We start from the raw sequence: 20,169 nt of genomic DNA, 5'->3' as shown, positions 1-20,169 counted from the left end.
ACGGGTCCGCGCGGCCGCCCCGCCGCACATCCGGGCACAGGACCGACCTGGGGGGTTGGGGCATGGGTTTCTTCGACGGGCTCAGGGGCGCGCGCGCCACGCAGTTCCAGTCGGGCAGCGCCTCGTCGAACGCGATCGAGCTGACCAAACGCCATCCGACGGTGTCGCTCACCAAACAGGGCGCGGTGCACGGCAATCTGCGCGTGAACCTCTCCTGGCGCATGCGCACCTCGGACATCGGCGGTCGCAGTGTCGGCCCGAGCGGTCAGCTCTTCCGGCATCCGTTCAAGCTGTTCAAACCCGACATGGTGCAGGCGCACACGCAGGGCATGGTCAATGTCGACCTCGACATCGGCTGCCTCTACGAGCTGACCGACGGCACCCGCGGCGTCGTACAGCCGCTGGGCAACCTCCACGGGGACATCAACAGCCCGCCGTACGTGAAGCTCAGCGGCGACGACCGGTTCGGGGCGCCCTCCGGCGAGACGGTCTTCGTCAACCTCGACCACATCGACAAGATCAAGCGGCTGCTCGTCTTCGTGTACATCTACGACCAGACCCCGGCCTTCGACCGGACGCACGCCCTGGTCACCCTCTACCCGATCACCGGACCGCGGATCGAGATCCCGCTGGAGGAGCGGCACCCGCAGGCCCGATCCTGCGCGGTGGTCTCCCTGGAGAACATCAAGGGCGAGCTGATCGTGCGGCGCGAGGTGAAGTTCGTGTACGGGTTCCAGGCCGAGCTGGACCGGCTCTACGGGTGGGGCCTGCAGTGGGGGCGGGGCTACAAGACCAAGGCCTGACGCCCCGGCGCCGCCCCGCCGCGCCCGCCCCGCCCCCGCCGCGGCCGGAGCCCGGGATCAGCGGCGGACGAACTGCGGGCCCTGGGCCGGCAGCCGGAAGGTGGGGTCGCCGCCCGGCCCCGGGAGCGGGGCCGGAGACACCGGCTGCGGGTACCCGTACGCGGGCTGCGCGGCCGGCGGAGCCTGCGTGGGCGGCGCCGGCGGGCGCATCGCGGCGGTCTGATCGGCCGTGGGGCCCGGCGCCGAGCCCGAGGCCTCCGGGGACCCCTCGTCCACGGAGATCCCGTGGTCGGTCGCCAGCCCCACCAGCCCGTTCGAGTAGCCCTCGCCCAGCGCCCGGAACTTCCACCCGTCGCCCCGCCGGTACAGCTCGCCGCAGATCAGCGCCGTCTCCGCGCCGGTCTCGGGCCGTACGTCGAAGTAGGCGAGCGGCTCGGAGCCGCCGGTGGCGGTGGCGTCGTAGAGCAGGATCCGCAGGTCGTGGACGCGCTGGAAGGGCACGTCCTCGGCGGAGGCGACGACGAGGATCCGGTCGACGGCCGGCGTGACGGCACGCAGGTCCGCCTGGACGGCGTCGGTGATCGAGTCGCCGACCTGTTTCTTGCCGAGCCGCCATACGGCACCGGAGGGGTGGCGGGGCTGGTTGTAGAAGACGAAGTCCTCGTCCGACCGCACCCGCCCGTCCGGGCCCACGAGCAGCGCGGACGCGTCCACGTCGGGAACCTCGCCGCCGCCGGTCCAGCGCAGCACCGCCCGGACGGCCACGGGGGCCACCGGGATGTTCGAGCCCTTCTGCATCGCGTGCGTCATGCCGGTCATCCTGCCCTCCCGGGCATGACCGGGACAATGCGGCCCCCCGTAGGGCCTTGTCCAGAACGGAAGACCTGGGCATGGTGCAAGAGGGTTACCTGGATTTCATGTGCTTGGGGAACTCTTGAATCTCATTCGTACGTACTATTACCGGCCACGCCAGTTGGGCCGCCGAGGCAGTACGGGGGAAGCACATGCGTCATTTCGGGCACATATCGCCCACCGTCCGCAAGGACCTCTTCCACCAGGAGCCGGCCGAGTTCACCGCTGCCTCACCCGCCCGCACCCTCGCGGCCGCGCTGGGAGCCACGCTCTACAGTCCTGCCACCCGCCCGAACCTCGCCGGCGACATCCGCAAGCAGGCCTCCCGCGGAGTGGTCTCCATGGTCCTCTGCCTGGAGGATTCCATCAGCGACGCCGATGTGGCGGACGGCGAGGACAACCTCGTCCGGCAGTTCGCGGCCCTCGACGAGGAGCCCGCGGAGCTGCCGCTCCTCTTCATCCGCGTCCGCACGCCCGAGCAGATACCCGATCTCGTGCGCCGCCTCGGCGGCTCCGCCTCGCGCCTGGCCGGATTCGTACTGCCCAAATTCACCGAAACCCGAGGAATCGCCTTCCTCGACGCCGTGGCACAGGCCGAGGCGGAGAGCGGACAGCCCCGGCTGTATGCCATGCCCGTCCTGGAGACCCCCGAGCTCCTGCACCTGGAGACCCGCGTCGAAGCCCTCGCCGGCATCTCCCGCACGGTCAACAAGTACCGCGAGAGCGTCCTGGCCCTGCGGCTCGGCGTGACCGACTTCTGCTCGGCGTACGGACTGCGCCGCACCCCCGACATGACCGCCTACGACGTCCAGATCGTCGCGGGGGTGATCGCTGACGTGGTCAACGTGCTCAGCCGCGCCGACGGCACCGGCTTCACGGTCACCGGGCCGGTGTGGGAGTACTTCCGCAGCCAGCAGCGCCTCTTCAAGCCCCAGCTGCGCCGCAGCCCCTTCCTGGAGGAAGGCGTGGAGGAGCTGCGCACCGCGCTGATCGAGCACGACCTGGACGGGCTGCTGCGCGAGATCGAACTCGACCGGGCCAACGGACTGCTGGGCAAGACCTGCATCCACCCAGCCCACGTCACCCCCGTCCACGCGCTGTCGGTGGTCTCCCACGAGGAGTTCAGCGACGCCCAGGACATCCTGCGCCCCGAGCGCGGCGGCGGCGGAGTCATGCGCTCCGCCTACACGAACAAGATGAACGAGGTGAAGCCCCACCGGGCCTGGGCCGAGCGCACCATGCTCCGCGCCGAGGTCTTCGGGGTCGCGAAGGAGGAGGTCGGCTTCGTCGATCTCCTCACGGCCGGGCTCCAGGTGTGAGCGGGCCGTCGCAGGGGGCCACGGGCAGTCATACAAGTACTCCGAGTGCTTTGAGGAAAGGCAAGACGATCGACGAGGTGTGGTCGGGAACCTGGGTCGCGGACCGGCTGGGCGTGAGCCTGGAGGAGGGGTCAGAACCGGGCGGGCCGCGGCTCGACGAGCTGCTCGGGCTGGCGCTGCGGCGCAACCCCAAGCGGGCGCACCTGCTGGTCTCGCAGGTGCTCGGCAAGCACGTCCCGCAGTCCCCGGCAGTCGTGTACGCCGCCGGGTACGGGCTCGGGGAGCGGGTCCGGGCACTGCTCGGCGAGACCGCGGCCGCCTCGGCCGTGGTCCTCGGGTACGCCGAGACCGCGACCGGGCTCGGCCACTGCGTCGCCGACGGCCTCGGACTCGCCCCGTACCTGCACTCCACCCGGCGCCCCGTCACGGGCGTGGAGCCCGCGGGCGGCTTCGAGGAGGCGCACTCGCACGCCACCTCGCACCTGCTGCTGCCGCAGGACCCCGCGCTGCTGGCGGGCGGTGGCCCGCTGGTCCTCGTGGACGACGAGTTCTCCACCGGCAACACCGTGCTGAACACCATCCGCGACCTGCACGCCCGCCACCCCCGGGCGCACTACGTGGTCGTCGCCCTGGTCGACATGCGCTCCCCGGCGGACCGCGAGCGGCTCACCGCCTTCGCCGCCGAGCTGGGCGCGCGGGTGGACCTGGTCGCGCTCGCCTCGGGCACCGTCTCCCTGCCGGAGGGGGTACTGGCCAAGGGCCAGGCCCTGGTCGCGGAGTACGAGGCCAAGGGCGCCGCCGCCTCTGCTCACGCCTCTGCCGCGGACCCGGCGCCGGCGAAGCTGGAGCTGGACTGGCCCGCCGGAGTCCCCGACGGGGGGCGGCACGGGTTCACCCCCGCGCACCGGGCAGCGCTCGACGCGGCCCTGCCGGACCTGGCCCGGCAGCTCGCGGCCGCGCTGGGCGAGCGGCCCGGGCGGGTCCTCGTACTCGGCAACGAGGAGCTGATGTACGCCCCGCTGCGCCTCGCGAAGGCCCTGGAGGAGGCGGGCGCGGCCGACGAGGTCCGCTTCTCCACCACCACCCGCTCGCCCGTGCTCGCCGTGGACGACCCCGGGTACGCCATCCGGACCCGGCTCGTCTTCCCGGCCCATGACGCCCCCGCCGACGGACCCGGCGACCGGTACGCCTACAACGTCCGCAACAGCACGCCGGGCGCCGGCTTCGACACCGTCGTCGCCGTGGTCGACTCGGCCGGGGACACCCCGGAGCTGCGTACGGGCCTGCTCGCCGCCCTCGCCCCGCACACCGGCCGGGTCCTGCCCGTCGTCATCCCTTCCTACGTACCCGACTCCTACGTACCCGACGTACCCGACCGGCTGGAGCCGATCATGACCGAGCCCCTGCGCGGCCCCGCCTTCTCCTCGTACGCCCCCGAGGACGTCGGCTGGCTGCTCCAGGACCTCTCCGACGTCGAACTGGAGGCCCCGACCGAGGAGCGCGAGGAGGCGATACAGGCCGGCGGCGCGCACTACGCCGAGTCGCTGCCCGTCGAGTACCAGCCGTCCCCCCAGTACCAGGAGCTCTACCAGAGCGCGCTGACCGCCTCCGCCGCCCGGGTCGCCCGCGCCGTGGGCACCGTCACCGAAACCGTCCTGGCCGAGCGTTCCCCCTCGCCCGTACTGGTCTCCCTGGCCCGCGCCGGGACCCCGGTGGGCGTACTGATGCGCCGCTGGGCCCGCGAGCGGCACGGCCTGGACCTGCCGCACTACGCCGTCTCCATCGTGCGCGGCCGGGGCATCGACGCCAACGCCCTGCGCTGGCTGGCCCGCCACCACGATCCGGCCGACGTGGTGTTCGTGGACGGCTGGACCGGCAAGGGCGCCATCACGCGGGAGCTGCGGGAGGCGCTGGCGGAGTTCGAGGGCTTCAACCCGGAGATCGTGGTCCTCGCCGACCCCGGTTCGTGCGTGGAGACCTACGGCACCCGCGAGGACTTCCTGATCCCCTCCGCCTGTCTCAATTCCACCGTCTCCGGGCTGGTCTCGCGTACGGTGCTGAGGTCCGACCTGGTGGGTCCCGCCGACTTCCACGGCGCGAAGTTCTACCGGGAGCTCGCCGCCGCCGACGTCTCCACCGACTTCGTCGACACCGTCGCCGCGCGCTTCGACGAGGTGGCCGACGCCGTCGACGCCGAGGTCAAGGAACTGCTCGCGGCGGACCGCACCCCCACCTGGGTGGGCTGGGCGGCGGTCGAGCGGATCAGCGAGGAGTACGGCATCCACGACGTGAACCTGGTCAAGCCGGGAGTCGGCGAGACCACCCGGGTACTGCTGCGCAGGGTCCCGTGGAAGATCCTCGCCCAGCGCGGCGCCGGCGCCGACCTGGACCACGTACGACTCCTCGCGGAGCAGCGGGGAGTGCCGGTGGAAGAGGTGGACGGGCTGCCCTACACCTGCGTGGGACTCATCCACCCCCGCTTCACGCGCGGCGCGACCGGCGCCGACGGAAAGGCTGTGGCCTCCAAGTGACTGTCCTGGTAGCCAGTGATCTCGACCGCACGCTCATCTACTCGTCGGCCGCGCTCGGCCTGACCATGCCCGACCCGGTGGCCCCGCGGCTGCTGTGCGTCGAGGTGCACGAGAGCAAGCCGCTCTCGTACATGACGGAGACGGCGGCCGGGCTGCTGGCCCAGCTGACCGCCGATCCGCGGGCGGTCTTCGTCCCGACCACCACCCGTACCCGCAAGCAGTACCAGCGGATCCGCTTCCCCGGACGCCCGGCCCCGTACGCGATCTGCGCCAACGGCGGCCAGCTGCTGGTGGACGGGGTGCCGGACAAGGACTGGCGGCGCGAGGTCGCGACGCGGCTGCAGCGGGAGTGCGCGCCGCTGGAGGAGGTGCACGGGCACCTGCTGGCGACGGCGGACCCGGCGTGGCTGCGCAAGGCGCGGGTGGCGGAGGACCTGTTCGCGTACCTGGTCGTCGAGCGGGACCTGGTGCCGCACGAATGGCTCAAGGCCCTGGCGGAGTGGGCGCAGTCGCGCGGCTGGTCGGTGTCGCTCCAGGGCCGGAAGATCTACGCCGTTCCGCGGCCGCTGACCAAGAGCGCCGCGATGCGCGAGGTGGCCCGCCGGACCGGGGCCACGGCCACGCTGGCGGCCGGTGACTCGCTGCTGGACGCGGACCTGCTGCTCGCGGCGGACGAGGGATGGCGCCCGGGGCACGGCGAACTGGCCGACGCGGACTGGACGGCGCCGACGGTGACGGCGCTCGGCACGGCCGGGGTGCTGGCGGGCGAGGAGATCGTGCGCGCGTTCGGCGGGGCGGTTGCGAGACTGAGCGCATGACCAAGGGCAACAGCACCAAGATCACGGATGAGCTCTACCAGTACATGCTCGCGCACAACCCCCCGCTGGACGCGGTCCAGCGGGGGCTGGTGGCGACGACGTACGAGAAGTTCCCGGACGTCGCCGGGATGCAGTCGGCGGAGGAGCAGGGGCCGCTGCTGGCCTTCCTCGTCCGGCTGACGGGCGCCCGCCACATCGTGGAGGTGGGCACCTTCACGGGCTTCTCGTCGCTGTCGATGGCCCAGGCCCTGCCGCCCGGCGGGACGCTGATCGCGTGCGACGTCTCGACGGAGTGGACGGCGTTCGGCCGCGAGGCCTGGGAGGCGGCGGGCGTCGCCGACCGCATCGACCTGCGGATCGCCCCGGCGCTGGACACGCTGCGCGCCATGCCGGCCGAGCCGCACATCGACATGGCCTATCTGGACGCGGACAAGGAGACCCAGATCGCCTACTGGGAGGAGCTCGTACCGAGGCTCCGGCCGGGCGGCCTGATCGTCACGGACAACACGCTGTACCACGGCACGGTCCTGGACGAGTCGGCCACGGGCTCGGCGGCGGGCGTCCGCGCGTTCAACGACCACGTCTCGGCGGACACCCGTATGGAGTCCGTCCTGCTGGCGATCTCGGACGGACTCACCCTGTCGCGCAAGCGCTAGGGGCGGGTTCGGGGTCTGGTTCGGGTTCGGCGGCGGGGGCTCAGCCGCAGCCACCGCCGCAGCAGCCCCCGCCGCCTCCGCCCGCGCGCATGGCGGGCGCGGGGGCGCTGCTGGTGCCGCCCACGGCCACGGCGGAGAGCAGCTTGACGGTGTCGGCGTGCCCGGCCGGGCAGTCGGCGGGTGCGGAGGATTCGGCCATCGGACGGCTGACCTCGAAGGTGTCTTCGCAGGTCCGGCAGCGGTATTCGTAGCGGGGCATGCGGTCAGGCTACGCAGGGCGCACCCCGGATCGTCAATCCCCGGTGCGGCGCTCGGCCCGGGCGGGGGCGGCCGGCAACCCGAGCTCCGAGCGGGTCGGCCCGCCCTCCCGGTTCCCGCGCGAGGCCGCCGCGAAGGCGTCCGCCGCGAGGGCCCGGTCGAGGCGTCCGGCGGTGTCGAGCCCGTCGAGCAGGGCCGACAGGTAGCCGGCGGCGAAGGCGTCCCCGGCGCCGGCCGGGTGCACGGCGTTCACAGGGTCCACCGCTCGGACGGGCCGCGCCGGGGCGTGCACGAGGGCGCCGTCCTCCCCGTACGCGGTCGTGCCGTACGCGGTCGTGCTGTCCGCGCCGGGTTTGACCACGACCTCGCCGACCCCGAGCCGCACGAGCTCCTTGGCCCGTACGCCCGGGTCGTCCGCGCCACCGGCCGGCAGGCACAGCGCGAGCTCGGCCTCCGTGGCGATCAGCACGTCCACGGACGGCGCCCACTCCCGCAGTACGGAAGCCGCCTCCTCGGCCCCCCACAGCCGCGCCCGATGGCTGACGTCCAGGCACACCAGCGCGGAGTGCTCCGCCGCGAGGCGCAGGGCGAGGGTGGCCGCCGAACGCGCGGTGCGCGACAGCGCCGGGGTGATGCCCGTCAGGTACAGGATCCTCGGCGGGCGCGCGGTGAAGGCCCGCTCCACCGCGCACGCCTTGAGCCGCGAACCGGCCGACCCCGCGCGGTAGTAGTGGTCGCGCGCCTGCTCCGGCGGCCCGGGCGCGGCCGGCGCGGCCAGTGTCAGTCCGGTCGGGGCCCCGCCGTCGTCCCGGGAGGCGCCGGACACGTCGACGCCTTCCGTCCGCAGGGTCCGCAGTACCAGATCGCCGGCCTCGTCGTCGCCGACCGCGCCCGCCCAGCGGACCTCGTGCCCGAGCCGGGTGAGGCCGACGGCCACGTTCGACTCGGGCCCGGTGACCGAGACGTCCAGCGCTCCGCCGAGGCGCAGCGGGCCGCTGCCGCGCAGGGCGAGCAGCGTCTCCCCGAAGGTGAACACGCTCACGCGCAGGCCGCCTTGAACTCGGCGGCCCGGCGCCGCAGGGCGTCCAGGTCCCCGCCGTCGGCGGCGTCGCCGACGAGCGGGGAGCCGACGCCCACCGCCACCGCCCCGGAGGCCAGGTACTCGCCCGCGGCGGCCGCGTCCACCCCGCCGACGGGCACGAACGGCAGGTCGGGGAAGGGTGCGCGCAGGGCGCGCAGGTACGCCGGCCCGCCGATCGAGCCGGGGAACAGCCGGAGCGCGGACGCACCCGCCGCGTCGGCCGCGATGACCTCGGTCGGGGAGATGACCCCGGCGAGCACGGGCAGCCCCTGGCGGACGGACTCGTCCACGCCGGCGCCGAGGCCCGGGGTGGCCATCAGGTTGGCCCCGGCATCGGCGGCCCGCTGGGCGTCCTCGGCGGTGAGGACCGTACCGGCCCCCAGCCACGCCGTGTCGCCGAGCTCCTTGCGGGCCCGTCCGATGACGTGCAGGGCGTCGGTCCCGCTGAGGGAGACCTCGACGAGCGGTACGCCCTCCTCCACGAGGGTCATGACGGTACGGAAGGAGGCCTCGGCATCCCTGCCGCGAACGATGGCGACGAGCCGCTCGGCGCGCAGGGCGGCGCCGAACTCCATGGGGCCGTCGTCGATTCTGATCTTCACGGCGGACCGTGTCCTCTCCAGGTCGGGTGGCAGGACCGGGATGCGGGGGTACTACGGGTATGGCGGAGCCAGATGGAAGGAGGCGTCGACCCGTTCCGGTCGACGCGCGGGCGCACGAAAGCGCGGCTTCCCCTTCTTTCGGTAAAGAATTGCACAAGCAATCGCCAATGAGCAAACACTTCTGCTAGAGGCACCCACCCTGCCTACCTACCAGCCGCGACCTCTGAGCACCGGTGCCCGCTGCTCCATGGCCGCCTGCTCGGGGTGGCGGGCACGCCAGTACGGATTGTCGTGCGGGAGGGCGCTGCCGACCCGCCCGTACATCCCGAACCACATCAGCATCACGCCGACGACGAAGCTGAACAGCACGTTCTGGATCCTGAAGGCCAGGAAGTTCATGCCGGTGTCGAGCAGCGCGAGGTTCACGAAGCCGCTCGCGATGAACAGCAGGCCCAGCACGATGTTGAGGGTCGAGGCGAAGGTGCCTCCGATCACCGTCCCGGCGAACAGCAGCCCCCCGATGCAGATCGACAGGACGCTCAGCGCGCCGTTCGTGTTCAGGGCGAGCACCTTGTCCCCGCCGGTGTCGAAGAACCCGATGCGGTCGATGAGCCCGAGGATGCCGAAGACGACCAGCAGCAGCCCCGTCAGACCGGCGCCGACCCGGTAGATCTTGCTGAGCTTGTGGTCGGTGGGCAGGTGCTCGTCGAGCTGGGCGTTGACGGGACGCAGGAGGCGTCGCAGCATCCCGTTCCCGGACGTCTGCGGCTCGTGGGACTCGTAGGGCTCGTGGGGCACGTACGGCGCGTAGGACTCGTGGGGTTCGTGGCACCCGTAGAGCGCGTGACGGCCGTAGGCCTCGTGCGGCGTGGGGGCGGGGGGTGCCTGCGGCATACGAGGCCTGTGGAACGTGTGGGCAGCCATACCGGCCTCCTCTGCTCCGTTCGTGACCCCTCCAGCATCCGCCGATGCCCACCCCCGGACAACTCCGGCCGCGCGCTCCCGCGGCTGTACGGTCCCGCGCCTGTGCGGCCCCGCGGTTGCGGGGCCCTTCGGCTGTACGGTCCCGCGGTCGCGGGGCTTCGACGCCGACGGGCCCCTCATGCCGCACGCGTCTCGCCGCCCCGGGGCCTCACGCTGTGCGGGCCTCGTAGTCGGCGGGGCCTCTTACCGTGCGGGGCTCGCTGCCGGTGGGGGCCGATGTGGCGCGGGCGGGCCTCGACGTCGGCGGGTGCTCATGCCGCGCGGGCCTTGGTACGCGGGTCTCGCTGCCGCGGCGCCCTTGTGCCGGGCGGGCCTCAACGCCGCGGGTTCCTCATGTCGTGCAGTTCTCGCCACCCGAGGGGCCCTATGCCGGGCGGGTCTTGCCGCCGAGGGGCCCTATACCGCGGGGGCCTCGACGCTGGTGGGGTCCTCATGCCGCGCGGGGCTTGCTCCTGGTGGGGTCCTCATGCCGCGCGGGGCTTGCTCCTGGTGGGTCCTCATGCCGCGCGGGGCTTGCTGCTGGTGGGTCCTCATGCCGCGCGGGGCTTGCTGCCGGAGCGGCTCCCGTGCCGCGCGGGTCTCGCTGCCGGTGGGGCCCCGTGCCGCGCGGGTCTCGCTGCCGGTGGGGCCCCGTGCCGCGCGGGGCTTGCTGCCGGTGGGGCCCCGTGCCGCGCGGATCTCGCCGCCCCGGGGCCCTCATGCCCTGCGGGCCTCGTAGCCGGCGGCCCCCCAAGCCGCGCGGGCCTCGACGCCGCAGGACTTGCTTCTGCCGGCGGCGGCCCGTCGGCCCGCGCGGGACCGGCCTCAGCCGGCGGCGCGTCGGCCCCGGATGTCCGCCACGACCCGGCCCACCGCCCCGCGGACCTCCTCCATCTCCCGCAGGAACGCCCAGTAGTCGGGGTGGCGCCCCTCCAGACCGGCCAGCGCACGCTCCACCCGAGCCACCGCCTCGTCCAGGGGCCGCGCGTGCTGCGGCTCGGGCACCGTGCGGCCCTCCATCGCCAGCCGCTGCGCGTCCCGGATCGCGAACCGCGTCCGCTGCACCTCCGCCTGCGGATCCCGCGCCACCGCCTCCAGCCGCGTCAGCCGGTCCTGCGCGGCCGACACCGCGTCGTCGGTGGCGTCCAGCGCCGTGCGGACCGCCTCGACCAGCGCCGCGACATCGGCCCAGCGCTGCTCGTCCCGCGCCCGCGAAGCCTCCTTGAGCCGCTCCTCGGCCTGCGCCACATCCCGTACCGCCTGGTCGGGCACCTGCTGAAGGTCCTGCCAGCACGCGGCACTGAACCGCCGGCGCAGCTCGCTGAGCACCGGATCCACCCGGTCCGCCCGGTTGCGCAGGGCCTGCGCCCGCGTCCGCAGGCTCACCAGCCGCCGGTCGATCTCCGCCGCCCGCTCGGGCAGCCGCGCGGCCTCGGCCCGTATCGCCTCCGCGTCCCGCAGGATCCGGTCGGCGCGCTGCACGGTCTCCTGTACGCCGTGCTGCGCCGCACCCTGGTTCAGCTTGGTCAGCTCCGGCCCGAGCGCCGCCAGCCGCGCCGCCAGGTCATCGGCCCGCATCCCCTTGCCGCGTACGTCGTCCAGCGCCGTGCTCGCCGCCAGCAGCGCGGCCCTGGCCCGCTCCCGGGCCGGCGCCACCCGGGCCAACTGGGTCTCGGCCTTGTCCAGCAGCGGCTGCAGCCCCTGCGCGAACCGGTCCAGCTCCGCCTTGACCCGTACGAGCTCGTCGCGCGCCCGGGTCAGCTCCTCGCGCGCCCGCGCGGCGACGGCGCCGTCCAGCTCGGGCCGGTCCAGGTCGTGCGCGTCCACGGCCTCGATGTACACCTGGCTGACCTGGTCGATGCGCTGCCCGAGCGCGGTGAACCCGGCGCCCGCCTGCCGCGCCGCGGGCGACCCGTCCGCCGCGGCGATGGTCTCCACGGAGATCCGCAGGTCCCGCTGCGCACTGTCCAGCTCGTAGAACGCGGCCGCGGCGGCATCCTTCGCCGCCTGCGCATCCGCCCGCCGACTCTCGTCCCGCCCGCCGAACCACCGCCGGGATGCCGTCGTCACAATCCCTCTCCCGTACCGCGTCCGCCATGCCCCGCTCCATTCTCCCCTACGGGAACGGGTTTGCGTGGGGGGTGTGCCCGCCATGTAGGCTGTCCACTCATCCACGGGTGCGTAGCTCAGGGGTAGAGCGCTGCTCTTACAAAGCAGATGTCGGCGGTTCGAAACCGTCCGCGCCCACCAGCTAAAAGACCCCCAACCGATCATGGTTGGGGGCCTTTGACGGCTAAAAGTGACGGCAGTCCTTCACACGCTCGGCCGCCGTCGGCGCAGCAGCCGGTCCATGTGCCCCATCGCCTCGCGCCGCCCGCCGTCGGCCACGTGGGTATAGATGTTCATTGTGACGGCGATCTGCGAGTGCCCCAGGATCTCCATCACCACCCGAGGCGCCACCCCGGCCGCGAACAGCAGCGTGGCGCACCCGTGCCGCGCGTCGTGCAGCCGAATCCGCGGCAGGCCGGCCCCCTCCCCGATGCGCTCGAACGACCGGCTGATGTTGCGCGGCTCGATCGGCCGACCGGTGCGGGTGGTGAACACGTAGTCGCTCTGCTCCCACTCCTTGTCCTTCGCCGCGGCCTGCAACGCAACTTGCCGCATGCGCTGCCAGCGCAGGGGCGCCACGCACATCCGGGGGAGAGGGATGACCCGGCTCCGCCGGTTCTTCGTGGAGTCCGCGTACAACTCCTTCTGCACGCGCTGGATCTGGTTCCGCACGGTCAGGGTCCGGCGGTCGAGGTCGATGTCGGACCAGCGCAGCCCGAGAATCTCGCCGCGACGCAGCCCCAGGGCGACCGCCAGCACGAACGCGGCGTACAGCGGGTCGCGCCGACTGGCCTCCAGGAACGTGAGCGTCTCGTCGAGGTCCCACGGCTTCAACTCGCGCTGCACCACACGTGGCGCCGGCACGAGCATCACCACGTTGCGGCTGATCAGCTCCTCGCGGTTCGCCGCGGTGAGCGCGCTGCGCAGCACTCGGTGCGACTCCTTCGCTGTCGCGGCGGAGGCCTGCGCCGTGACGGCAGCCAACATCCGCCGCACGTCCGGTACGCCGAGAGTCTCCAGACGCTTGGAGCCCAGGTGCGGGATGAGGTACAGGCGGACGTGCGTCTCGTACTTGGCATACGTCGTCTTCTTACGGTCCTGCCTGACGAACGTCTCCAGCCAGAACGGCAGCCACTCGGAGAGCTTGGCAGAGCGAGTGGGCGTCGGGATGCCCTGGCGGTCGCGCAGCACGAGTTCCTGCCGCTTCGCGTCGCACTCGGCCCAGGTCTTGCCGTACACGGTCTTCCGCCGTCGGGTGCCGTCGGGCTGCGGGACGTAGACGCGTGCCTCGTAACGCCCGTCGCTGCGCTGCCAGATGCTGCCGGCGCCGTTCGGATTCCTCTTGCGTGCCATCAGGCGGCTTCCTCCAACTTGGCTTCAAGGTAGACGCGAACGCTGTCTGCGGGGATCCGGCGCGAGCGGCCCTCGGTAAAGCTCGGGAGGGCGCGAGAGCGGATCAGGTTGTAGACGGTGAAGCGGCTGAGCCGCAGGGCGGCCATGACCTCGGGAACGGTCAGGGCCTGGTGCGTAGTGGGCAGGGGGGAGCTCACAGCGGCCTCCGTAGTGGTGGTCAGTGCGTGTGTGTCCGAGGTTGGGATTTCTGCGTCATCGCGTCATCTGCGTCATTCGGGGCTCTGACCTGCGGGTTTGGGTGACGCAGGGGGTTGGGGGCTGTGTCACCGGTGACACAGCCGTCCGTCACGGGGTGACGCAGGTGACGAACGGTGACGCAGGAAATTGGGCTCTGCGTCACCGCTGTTGGTGCAGGTCAGGGCCGGTTTTCGGGGCCGTCGTGACGCAGGTGACGCAGCGTCTTCCTACTTAGGAAAAAGGGAAGGGCTTGTGTCTGTTGTCTGTGCGCCTTCGGGCGAAATGCGGAGCCGCAAGCGGCACGCCCGTTGGGCGGCGGCGCGGCCGCCGAAGAACAAGAAGAGCACCGGCCGTCAGGGCGGGGGTGCTCCTCTTGCTTGTGCGGCCGGGACCGCCGGCGCGGGGTCTAGATGTGATGTCTCAGGACGTTGGTGTCGCCGCGCGGCGCTCGCGGTAGGCGCGTTGGCGGCAGGCTTGGGAGCAGAACCGGGCCGGGCGTCCGGTTGCTGTCGTGGCAACCAGCCGCCTGCAAGGACGAGCGGCGCAGCGGTGCCGCGCCAGTCGGGTTTCGTCACGGGTTTCGTCACGAGAGAACGGCACCAAGGGCAAGGGCGGCGCGTCCCTGGCGGTGACTTCCCACAGGGTGCGGGCTATTTGCTCCGTCCCGAGACTGTGCCGAGGGCGACTCGGGGCGTCCCAACCAGCTCGTGCAGGTCGGGCAGCTGCGCGACGCCAACCGGCCGCCCGCAGACTGGCGCCACTCTCGCCCTCTTGGGTGTAGGTGATGGCCCGTCGATACCCGCTGGCCTTGGCCGTTCGCCAGGCCGCCCCATAGAGCGCGGAGCAGGCGTTCGGACTGCCATCGGTAGCCAGTCGGGTCACTTCAACCGTGAAGCCGTCGTCATAGGCGCGAGCGACGGGCCGCCCGACGATGGCGACGCCGACCAGTCGACCGTCTGCCGTGATGGTTCCGAGCGAGAATTTGTGCCCCTGCGGGGCGGCGTGATGGCGGTGGACGCGATCGACGTACGCGCACGCGTCCCGGAAGGACATCGGCACTACGGTGATAGGCATCTGTGTGGCACCAATCTCCTGAGATGGCACATCTAGAAGAGGTCCTTCTGCTCGTCCTGCGGGGGCTGGGGCCGGGCCATCGCGATGTAGCGGGCGGCGCGGGTGCGGCCCCAGTCGACGAGGACACCGCGGGCGGCGAGGACGGGCTGGAGACGCTTGAGGCGGTCGGAGAGGACCTTGCCGGTGGTGGGCCAGCCCTTGGGCTGGGGCCGGAAGTCCTCTCCGGTGTAGAGCTGGGTCAGCGCGTGCAGCCACTCTGCCGACGTCATCCGGACCTCGGTGCCCGGCTCGGTGTCGGCGGCGTGCTTGAGGACGGTCTGGGCGAGGAGGTCACCCTCGATGACGTCGTCGTTGAGGTCGTCCAGGCTGGCCCGGTAGGCGTCCAGCGCGCCGAAGCTGCGGGCAGAGTCGATCTGCGCGCACAGGTGGGCGAAGTCGGCCATGCGCAGGTCGGTGGGGATGTCGGTCTGGGCCGCCCGGACGCTGACGGCGAGGTCGAGCACGGACCCGAGGATCACGGGCAAGTCCCGCGCGAACTCCGTCCACAGCTCCGCCTCGGTCCGACGCACGCGGGGGCGTTCCAGGCGGAGGGGGAGCAGGCGTTCGGCGAGGTCGGGGCGGATCACTCCGACGTCGATACCGGTCAGCAGCAGGGGGCGGCGGTAGCGGGAGCGGACGACGTCGCCGTCGGTGAACAGGGCGCGTTTGATGTTCTCGGCGCCGGTGACGATGCAGCACATGAGGTCGGAGAGGTCCGGGCCGAGGTGGGAGAGGTTGTCCAGGCCGGTGACCCACCCGGCGGCAACGGCGGTGATCAGGTTCTCTTCGTCCTTGGGCGGGCGGCGCAGGTCGCCGCTCATGCCCTCGATGATCCGGACGAGCATCTTGCCGGCAGTGGACTTGCCCGCGCCCTGGGGGCCGGTGAGGAACGGGGCGGGGACGGGGACGTCGGGGCCGAGGCAGCCGACGAGCCAGGCCAGGGCCAGGCCCTCGCTCTGGGCGCTGGCAAAGTTGACCAGGCGCATCAGCAGGTCGATGCCCTTGCCGTCGGTGTCCTTGACGGGCAGGGGGAGTTCGCCGGTGAGCTGGGTGCGGCGCCAGCAGACCTCGCGGGGGTCGGGAGTGAGGATGTCCCAGCCGCCCGGGTGGATGCGGACGGACTGGCCGTCGTCACGGCCCAGGTCCAGCCACGTCGCGCCGTCGAACCCGGGGGCTACTCGGATGTGGACGGGCTGGACGTCCTCGGTGAGCGCGAGTGCTTCGATCAAGTCGAGTGCCTCCTTCAAGGCGGTTCCGTTGAAGACCCCGACCCGCTCGCGGAACAGACCGACCATGAGTTCCTGGCGGTGGCTGCCGGTGGTGCCCTGGGAGCGGATCGGGCGGGCCACGGGGTGGCCGTTGCGCTGGGCGTAGACGGTGCCGTCGACGGTGCGGAAGTACCGGAAGTGGGCCTGCGCGTAGTCGGTGATGACCAAGCGGGCCGGGTTCTTCTCGTCCTCGGGCATGTCACATTCCCAGAGCGGAAGCGGCGTTGGACCAGGCGTCCTCGCAGTGCCGCAGGGATTCGCCCTTGCCCTGCGCGGCGGTGAACAGGCGCTTGATGTGCGCGTCGGTGAGGCACCCGCACCGGCCATGCGCGGACAGCACCGCGAGGAACGTCCGGTACACGGCCTTGTGGATGCCCTCCACCGCCCCGGTGATGCGCTGCTCCGCCATGGCGATGCCCCGCTCCAGGTAGACGGGTGAGCGGTGCCGGCACTCCCCGCCGCCGACCGGCGCAGCCGCAGTCATGGGGCGAGATGCCGGCCGGACCGCCGCGGGCTCCCTTACGGCAAGCGCTCGCACAGCGTCTGGGAGTGGCGCGATGGGGCCGGTGCCGGGGCCGAGCCACCGGGCGTAGGACATCAGGGACTTGATGTCCACGCCAGGGCGCACGGCGTTGGGGGAGGTCATGGTGCCCAGGTAAATCCAGTGTTCCCCGCGGGTGCTGGGCACAGTCCGTGTGGTGGGTAGGTTCTGTCGGGCCCAGACGATCGCATCGGCGTTGTCGAGGTCGACGACCGTCATCGCGGCGCCGCCGGGGTGGTAGGCGACGGCCGCGGCCTGCCGCCAGGCCGGGCCCCAAGCGGGCGAGGTGAGAACGGCCGGATCAGTGGTGGCGGCAGCCCAGGCGTGGCACGGGGCCGGGCACTCGCACGGGCCGGGGGTCTTCATGTTCGGCCGGCCACCGCAGGCGTTCTTCCGGCAGGTCCGGCAGTTGGCCATGGGGCCCTTGCCCTCCCGCAGCGGCAGGACGGGGATGCCCCGCTCCGCGAGGTCGAGAGCCGCGCGCAGCTGCGCGCAGGGGGCGGGTTGAGTCATGCTGGAGTCCTCCAGTTCAGTGGACTGCTGGATGAGGGCGGCCCGGCTTTGCCGAGACGGGGCCGCCCTCGCTCGTTCACCACCGCGTGCGATCAGTCGTCGTCGCAGTCGCAGTCCTCCGGGACCTGCTGGCAGTCGGGGCAGCGGGGGCAGTCACATCCGCAGGCGTGGCCGGCGTCGGTGCAGTAGCAGTGGCAGTGCCCCTCGCCGCAGGCGAAGTCGTCGTCGGACATGTCGGTCTCTTCCTCAGTGGCGGGCGTGGTCGGCGGCGCGTGCGGACATGGGTGAGGGCGGCCCGGACTCTGGTGAGAGGGGGCCGCCCTCGTTGTGTCTGCTGGGCGGGCGATCAGTTGTTGATCTGCCTGCGCACGTCGGCGACGAGGCGGATGATCTGGTGGGCCACGTCGGCGATCGCCTGCAGCTGCTCTTCGATGTCCGCCGGGTTCGGCTCGGTGAAGGAGAACGAGCGGTCGGTGCTCGGTTCGGGGTTGGTGAAGGAGAACGTCACGGGCGGCTCCTGCCGGTTCAGATGTTGAGGCGGTGTGCGCGGCGGATGGCGGCTTCCCACACGCTGCGGACCTGCGGGCCGGTGTGGGAGTCGTTCCAGGAGGGGATCGCCTCCCACTTCTTGCCGTGCTGGCGGCGGGCCTCGTCGAGGAGGAGGTTCCCGGCGTCCCGGTAGGCGGCGTTGCGGGCGCCGGCCGCTGCTCGCAGCGCGCCGATGGAGCAGCGGGCGCCCTCGGGGTGGATCAGGCGGTGTTTGGCCCAGCCGTGGGTGTCGAGGAGGGCGAGGGCGTCGGTGAGCGTCTTCTCGACCGGCCCGGCCAGGTGCACGGGCGGGGCGGCGAGGATGACGGAATCCGGCGCGGGAGCGGCCGGGGCGATGGGTTCCGGTGCGGGGTCGAGGAGCTGGAATGCCTTCGTGTACAGGTCTAGGTCGACGGGGGTGAATCCGGTTTCGGTACGGGTGTTCATGGGGCCCTCCACAGTCCGTTCTCGTTGGTGACCTCGTCCCGCTTCTTCAGCTCGGAGAGGCGGGGCTTGACGTGCTTCGCGGACGTGCCCAGCTTCCGGGCGATGGTCTCGGCGGTCATGGGGATGGACTCCTCTCGGAGGAGGTTGAGGATGCGCGGCTTGATCAGCTCCATTCCGTCCGAGGAATCGACCGGCCCAGCAGCGCCGACGGGGCCGTTCTGGACTCGCTGCTGGGGTACTGCCGGGCCGTGCTGGGCTTTGGTGAGGAGGTCGGTGAGGCTGCCGATGAGGTTCTTGCCGCGCTGGTCGACCACCGGCGTGCTCACGATGGCCTCCCGCAGGCGCCAGGCTTCGCAGTCCTCGACCGCGACGGGCGGCAGGGTTCCGGCGAGGGAGGCCGGCGGGACGTCGAGGTACAGGGAGCGGAACTGGACGGCTTGGGAGCCGGGGGTCAGGAGGTAGCCGAGGCCGAAGGTGCCGTCCTCGGGGTTGGCTACGGCTTCGGTGTCCAGACCGGACATGTCCCGGTCGCAGACCTTGGCGTACTGGCCCGGCCACTGCGGGGGGATCTTCGACAGGTCGATGCCCTCCGCGCCCTCGACCGCGTTCGCGCCGACCAGTGAACCCTGGCCCTTGGCACAGCGCAGGAAGACGGCGCCGCCGCCGATCAGGAGCTGGGAGCGGATGATCGAGGAGTTGCCGAGGTCTTCGGCGAGCGGGGTCTGGGTGGCCAGGACCACGCCGATCCCGCGCTTGAGGGAGCGGCGGGTCATCTGCTCGACGATGGCCTTGGCCTCCGCGTGGTACGGCGAGGAGGCCGACAGCAGCATGTGGGCTTCGTCGATGACGAACGCGATCAGCGGGTCGGTGAAGGGGAAGGCCGGGGATCGGTAGCGGGCTTCGCGGTCGAGCATCATCGAGTAGGCCAGGCGCAGGGCGCCCATCGCCTCGTCCAGGCCGTCCCCGCAGTACGCGGCCAGCCCTGCTCCGGCGATGGTTCCGGCCTGGGGGGAGGCCAGGATCACGGCGATGCGCGACTTGTGGGCGGAGAGCAGGATCTGTTCGAGGATTCCGGACTTTCCGGAGCGGGACCCGCCCACGAGGTAGAGGTGGCGGGCACCTGAGCCGGGCTGGGCCAGGGGGACCAGAGCGGCCTGGGTGTCGATGTAGGTGCCCAGGCGGACGTATCCGCGCGAGTCCATCGCCAGTTCGTCGGCCACGTCGGAGAGCATCGTGCCGTGCATCAGCGTGTGCTCCTTCATCACACGCACCCCCATCTGCGAGGGCTTGTCGGTGGGAGCGAGAGCGATCTGAATGCTGGAGAGGTCCAGGTTCCCGGCAAGGTCCTGGATGTTGACCGTCCCGATGGCCTTGCGCTCCCGGGTGGCGATGCCTTCCCAGTCCAAGGGCCCGTCGTAGCGGGTGAGGGTCAGGGTGGTGCCGGGCATCGCGCCGGCCGCGATGGCCACGTGCGCGGCCCACAGCTCTGGCGGAGTGGTAGGGGCGCCGGCCGCGATCTCGGGCTGGGCGGCCGCCTTCTTGAGGTGGACGGTGACCGGCAGAGCGTTCGGGGCGTAGTGCTTGGGGTCGCCCATCTCCACGTGGGAGACGGGGATCTCGTAGACGGACGCGATGTCCGCGGCCTTCACCCGCACCTGTTGGCCTTGGGGCAGCGTGATGACCCCGGAGAACGCCATGTGCGCGTCCCCGACATCCAGAGCCAGTTGGGCCAGGACGGCGCCGGGCTGGATGAGCTTGCGGCCCTCGGTCTGGGTCGGGCCGCAGATGAACTCCCCCCACCACGCCGTGATCATCTGCGCCGGAGAGCCCAGGCCCGCTGCAACCGGGGCGGGGAGTGCCGGGGAGAGTTCACCGGCCATGTTGCGGTGGTGGGCAAGAGCCGCTGCCCCGGCCGGGACCGCAAGGGCCAGCACGATGAGCGGGTTCGTGCCGGTGGCGAGGAGTTGGTGCGCGGTGATGCCGCAGCCGGCGGCCGTGATGCCGCAGGCGATCAGGGAGCGCAGGGCGGGCGCGGATGCGCCCACGGCCCACGCTCCCGCTCCGGCTGCTGCTGCGGCGAGCGCGGACCAGGGGCCGACCGTGAGCGCTCCTGCGGCCAGGGCGGCGGGTGCGTACTGGATGAACTGCGTGCGGGTCGGCCCCATGGTCCTGCCTCC

Annotated in this window: 20 protein-coding genes and 1 tRNA gene; 6 read left to right on the top strand and 15 right to left on the bottom strand. The window is 72.1% G+C overall.

Annotated features, from left to right (window positions below; genetic code table 11):
• Positions 1–62 precede the first annotated feature (62 nt).
• The gene (locus ACZ7GJ_RS35140; RefSeq protein ID WP_365927123.1) at positions 63–803 is read left to right on the top strand and encodes a TerD family protein; all 741 of its coding nucleotides are present in this window, start codon (positions 63–65) and stop codon (positions 801–803) included.
• A gap of 57 nt (positions 804–860) precedes the next feature.
• Here ACZ7GJ_RS35140 and ACZ7GJ_RS35135 read toward each other — a convergent pair whose 3' ends face one another.
• The gene (locus ACZ7GJ_RS35135) at positions 861–1,613 is read right to left on the bottom strand and encodes a TerD family protein (protein ID WP_470757630.1); all 753 of its coding nucleotides are present in this window, start codon (positions 1,611–1,613) and stop codon (positions 861–863) included.
• A 194-nt stretch (positions 1,614–1,807) separates the two neighbouring features.
• On the opposite strand from ACZ7GJ_RS35135, the gene ACZ7GJ_RS35130 reads away from it, so the two are divergent.
• From ACZ7GJ_RS35130 to ACZ7GJ_RS35115, 4 genes are all read left to right on the top strand, one after another.
• Complete coding sequence (locus tag ACZ7GJ_RS35130) at positions 1,808–2,974, top strand: HpcH/HpaI aldolase/citrate lyase family protein (RefSeq protein ID WP_470757610.1); 1,167 nt, start codon at positions 1,808–1,810, stop codon at positions 2,972–2,974.
• A gap of 68 nt (positions 2,975–3,042) precedes the next feature.
• Entirely contained in the window at positions 3,043–5,505 is a 2,463-nt protein-coding gene (locus tag ACZ7GJ_RS35125; protein ID WP_470757629.1) for a phosphoribosyltransferase, read from the top strand.
• Positions 5,502–6,323: an HAD family hydrolase gene (locus tag ACZ7GJ_RS35120; protein WP_470757608.1), complete on the top strand. Its 822-nt coding sequence runs from the start codon at positions 5,502–5,504 to the stop codon at positions 6,321–6,323. Before ACZ7GJ_RS35125 ends, ACZ7GJ_RS35120 begins: the two co-directional genes overlap by 4 nt.
• Positions 6,320–6,979, top strand: coding sequence for an O-methyltransferase (locus tag ACZ7GJ_RS35115; RefSeq protein WP_470757606.1), 660 nt, complete (start codon positions 6,320–6,322; stop codon positions 6,977–6,979). Before ACZ7GJ_RS35120 ends, ACZ7GJ_RS35115 begins: the two co-directional genes overlap by 4 nt.
• A gap of 40 nt (positions 6,980–7,019) precedes the next feature.
• On the opposite strand, the gene ACZ7GJ_RS35110 is transcribed toward ACZ7GJ_RS35115, so the two are convergent.
• From ACZ7GJ_RS35110 to ACZ7GJ_RS35090, 5 genes are all read right to left on the bottom strand, one after another.
• On the bottom strand, positions 7,020–7,238 hold the full coding sequence (locus tag ACZ7GJ_RS35110; protein WP_470757604.1) for an FmdB family zinc ribbon protein: 219 nt from the start codon (positions 7,236–7,238) through the stop codon (positions 7,020–7,022).
• 33 nt (positions 7,239–7,271) lie between these two features.
• On the bottom strand, positions 7,272–8,279 hold the full coding sequence (locus ACZ7GJ_RS35105) for a sugar kinase (protein WP_470757602.1): 1,008 nt from the start codon (positions 8,277–8,279) through the stop codon (positions 7,272–7,274).
• Positions 8,276–8,893 carry a bifunctional 4-hydroxy-2-oxoglutarate aldolase/2-dehydro-3-deoxy-phosphogluconate aldolase gene (locus tag ACZ7GJ_RS35100; RefSeq protein ID WP_470757627.1) on the bottom strand — a complete coding sequence of 206 codons (618 nt, stop codon included), beginning with the start codon at positions 8,891–8,893 and terminating at the stop codon, positions 8,276–8,278. The genes ACZ7GJ_RS35105 and ACZ7GJ_RS35100 overlap by 4 nt, the downstream gene beginning before the upstream one ends.
• A gap of 234 nt (positions 8,894–9,127) precedes the next feature.
• Positions 9,128–9,667: a DUF4383 domain-containing protein gene (locus tag ACZ7GJ_RS35095; RefSeq protein ID WP_470757625.1), complete on the bottom strand. Its 540-nt coding sequence runs from the start codon at positions 9,665–9,667 to the stop codon at positions 9,128–9,130.
• A gap of 1,041 nt (positions 9,668–10,708) precedes the next feature.
• Positions 10,709–11,953 (bottom strand): hypothetical protein, encoded by a 1,245-nt coding sequence (locus tag ACZ7GJ_RS35090; protein WP_470757600.1) that lies wholly within the window; start codon positions 11,951–11,953, stop codon positions 10,709–10,711.
• A 105-nt stretch (positions 11,954–12,058) separates the two neighbouring features.
• Between ACZ7GJ_RS35090 and ACZ7GJ_RS35085 the strand changes: the two genes are divergently transcribed.
• Positions 12,059–12,133 (top strand) — tRNA-Val (locus ACZ7GJ_RS35085).
• A gap of 63 nt (positions 12,134–12,196) precedes the next feature.
• Here ACZ7GJ_RS35085 and ACZ7GJ_RS35080 read toward each other — a convergent pair.
• The 9 genes from ACZ7GJ_RS35080 to ACZ7GJ_RS35040 form a co-directional block, all read right to left on the bottom strand.
• On the bottom strand, positions 12,197–13,345 hold the full coding sequence (locus ACZ7GJ_RS35080; RefSeq protein WP_470757598.1) for a site-specific integrase: 1,149 nt from the start codon (positions 13,343–13,345) through the stop codon (positions 12,197–12,199).
• On the bottom strand, positions 13,345–13,542 hold the full coding sequence (locus tag ACZ7GJ_RS35075) for a helix-turn-helix domain-containing protein (RefSeq protein ID WP_470757596.1): 198 nt from the start codon (positions 13,540–13,542) through the stop codon (positions 13,345–13,347). The genes ACZ7GJ_RS35080 and ACZ7GJ_RS35075 overlap by 1 nt, the downstream gene beginning before the upstream one ends.
• Before the next feature lie 460 nt (positions 13,543–14,002).
• Positions 14,003–14,635, bottom strand: a complete 633-nt coding sequence (locus ACZ7GJ_RS35070) for an XF1762 family protein (RefSeq protein WP_470757595.1) — start codon at positions 14,633–14,635, stop codon at positions 14,003–14,005.
• Positions 14,636–14,688: 53 nt separating this feature from the next.
• Entirely contained in the window at positions 14,689–16,161 is a 1,473-nt protein-coding gene (locus ACZ7GJ_RS35065) for an ATP-binding protein (RefSeq protein WP_470757593.1), read from the bottom strand.
• Between the two features lies 1 nt (position 16,162).
• Positions 16,163–17,017 carry a bifunctional DNA primase/polymerase gene (locus ACZ7GJ_RS35060; protein ID WP_470757591.1) on the bottom strand — a complete coding sequence of 285 codons (855 nt, stop codon included), beginning with the start codon at positions 17,015–17,017 and terminating at the stop codon, positions 16,163–16,165.
• Between the two features lie 92 nt (positions 17,018–17,109).
• On the bottom strand, positions 17,110–17,250 hold the full coding sequence (locus ACZ7GJ_RS35055; protein ID WP_470757589.1) for a hypothetical protein: 141 nt from the start codon (positions 17,248–17,250) through the stop codon (positions 17,110–17,112).
• A 113-nt stretch (positions 17,251–17,363) separates the two neighbouring features.
• Entirely contained in the window at positions 17,364–17,525 is a 162-nt protein-coding gene (locus ACZ7GJ_RS35050) for a hypothetical protein (RefSeq protein ID WP_470757587.1), read from the bottom strand.
• 17 nt (positions 17,526–17,542) lie between these two features.
• Positions 17,543–17,992, bottom strand: a complete 450-nt coding sequence (locus ACZ7GJ_RS35045) for a DUF6197 family protein (protein ID WP_470757585.1) — start codon at positions 17,990–17,992, stop codon at positions 17,543–17,545.
• On the bottom strand, positions 17,989–20,157 hold the full coding sequence (locus ACZ7GJ_RS35040; protein ID WP_470757583.1) for a hypothetical protein: 2,169 nt from the start codon (positions 20,155–20,157) through the stop codon (positions 17,989–17,991). Before ACZ7GJ_RS35040 ends, ACZ7GJ_RS35045 begins: the two co-directional genes overlap by 4 nt.
• Between the last annotated feature and the right edge of the window lie 12 nt (positions 20,158–20,169).

The sequence above is a fragment of the Streptomyces sp. NPDC037242 genome, from assembly GCF_055604165.1.
This window is presented reverse-complemented; position numbering and strand designations above follow the sequence as displayed.

Excerpts from the sequence above, each read along its gene's own strand:
- ACZ7GJ_RS35115 (WP_470757606.1), top strand. The coding sequence starts at position 6,320 with ATGACCAAGGGCAACAGCACCAAGATCACGGATGAGCTCTACCAGTAC.
- ACZ7GJ_RS35045 (WP_470757585.1), bottom strand. The coding sequence starts at position 17,992 with ATGAACACCCGTACCGAAACCGGATTCACCCCCGTCGACCTAGACCTG.
- ACZ7GJ_RS35065 (WP_470757593.1), bottom strand. The coding sequence starts at position 16,161 with ATGCCCGAGGACGAGAAGAACCCGGCCCGCTTGGTCATCACCGACTAC.
- ACZ7GJ_RS35070 (WP_470757595.1), bottom strand. The coding sequence starts at position 14,635 with ATGTCCTTCCGGGACGCGTGCGCGTACGTCGATCGCGTCCACCGCCAT.
- ACZ7GJ_RS35100 (WP_470757627.1), bottom strand. The coding sequence starts at position 8,893 with ATGGAGTTCGGCGCCGCCCTGCGCGCCGAGCGGCTCGTCGCCATCGTT.
- ACZ7GJ_RS35080 (WP_470757598.1), bottom strand. The coding sequence starts at position 13,345 with ATGGCACGCAAGAGGAATCCGAACGGCGCCGGCAGCATCTGGCAGCGC.
- ACZ7GJ_RS35060 (WP_470757591.1), bottom strand. The coding sequence starts at position 17,017 with ATGACTCAACCCGCCCCCTGCGCGCAGCTGCGCGCGGCTCTCGACCTC.
- ACZ7GJ_RS35110 (WP_470757604.1), bottom strand. The coding sequence starts at position 7,238 with ATGCCCCGCTACGAATACCGCTGCCGGACCTGCGAAGACACCTTCGAG.
- ACZ7GJ_RS35140 (WP_365927123.1), top strand. The coding sequence starts at position 63 with ATGGGTTTCTTCGACGGGCTCAGGGGCGCGCGCGCCACGCAGTTCCAG.
- ACZ7GJ_RS35095 (WP_470757625.1), bottom strand. The coding sequence starts at position 9,667 with ATGCTGCGACGCCTCCTGCGTCCCGTCAACGCCCAGCTCGACGAGCAC.
- ACZ7GJ_RS35055 (WP_470757589.1), bottom strand. The coding sequence starts at position 17,250 with ATGTCCGACGACGACTTCGCCTGCGGCGAGGGGCACTGCCACTGCTAC.
- ACZ7GJ_RS35040 (WP_470757583.1), bottom strand. The coding sequence starts at position 20,157 with ATGGGGCCGACCCGCACGCAGTTCATCCAGTACGCACCCGCCGCCCTG.
- ACZ7GJ_RS35130 (WP_470757610.1), top strand. The coding sequence starts at position 1,808 with ATGCGTCATTTCGGGCACATATCGCCCACCGTCCGCAAGGACCTCTTC.
- ACZ7GJ_RS35135 (WP_470757630.1), bottom strand. The coding sequence starts at position 1,613 with ATGACGCACGCGATGCAGAAGGGCTCGAACATCCCGGTGGCCCCCGTG.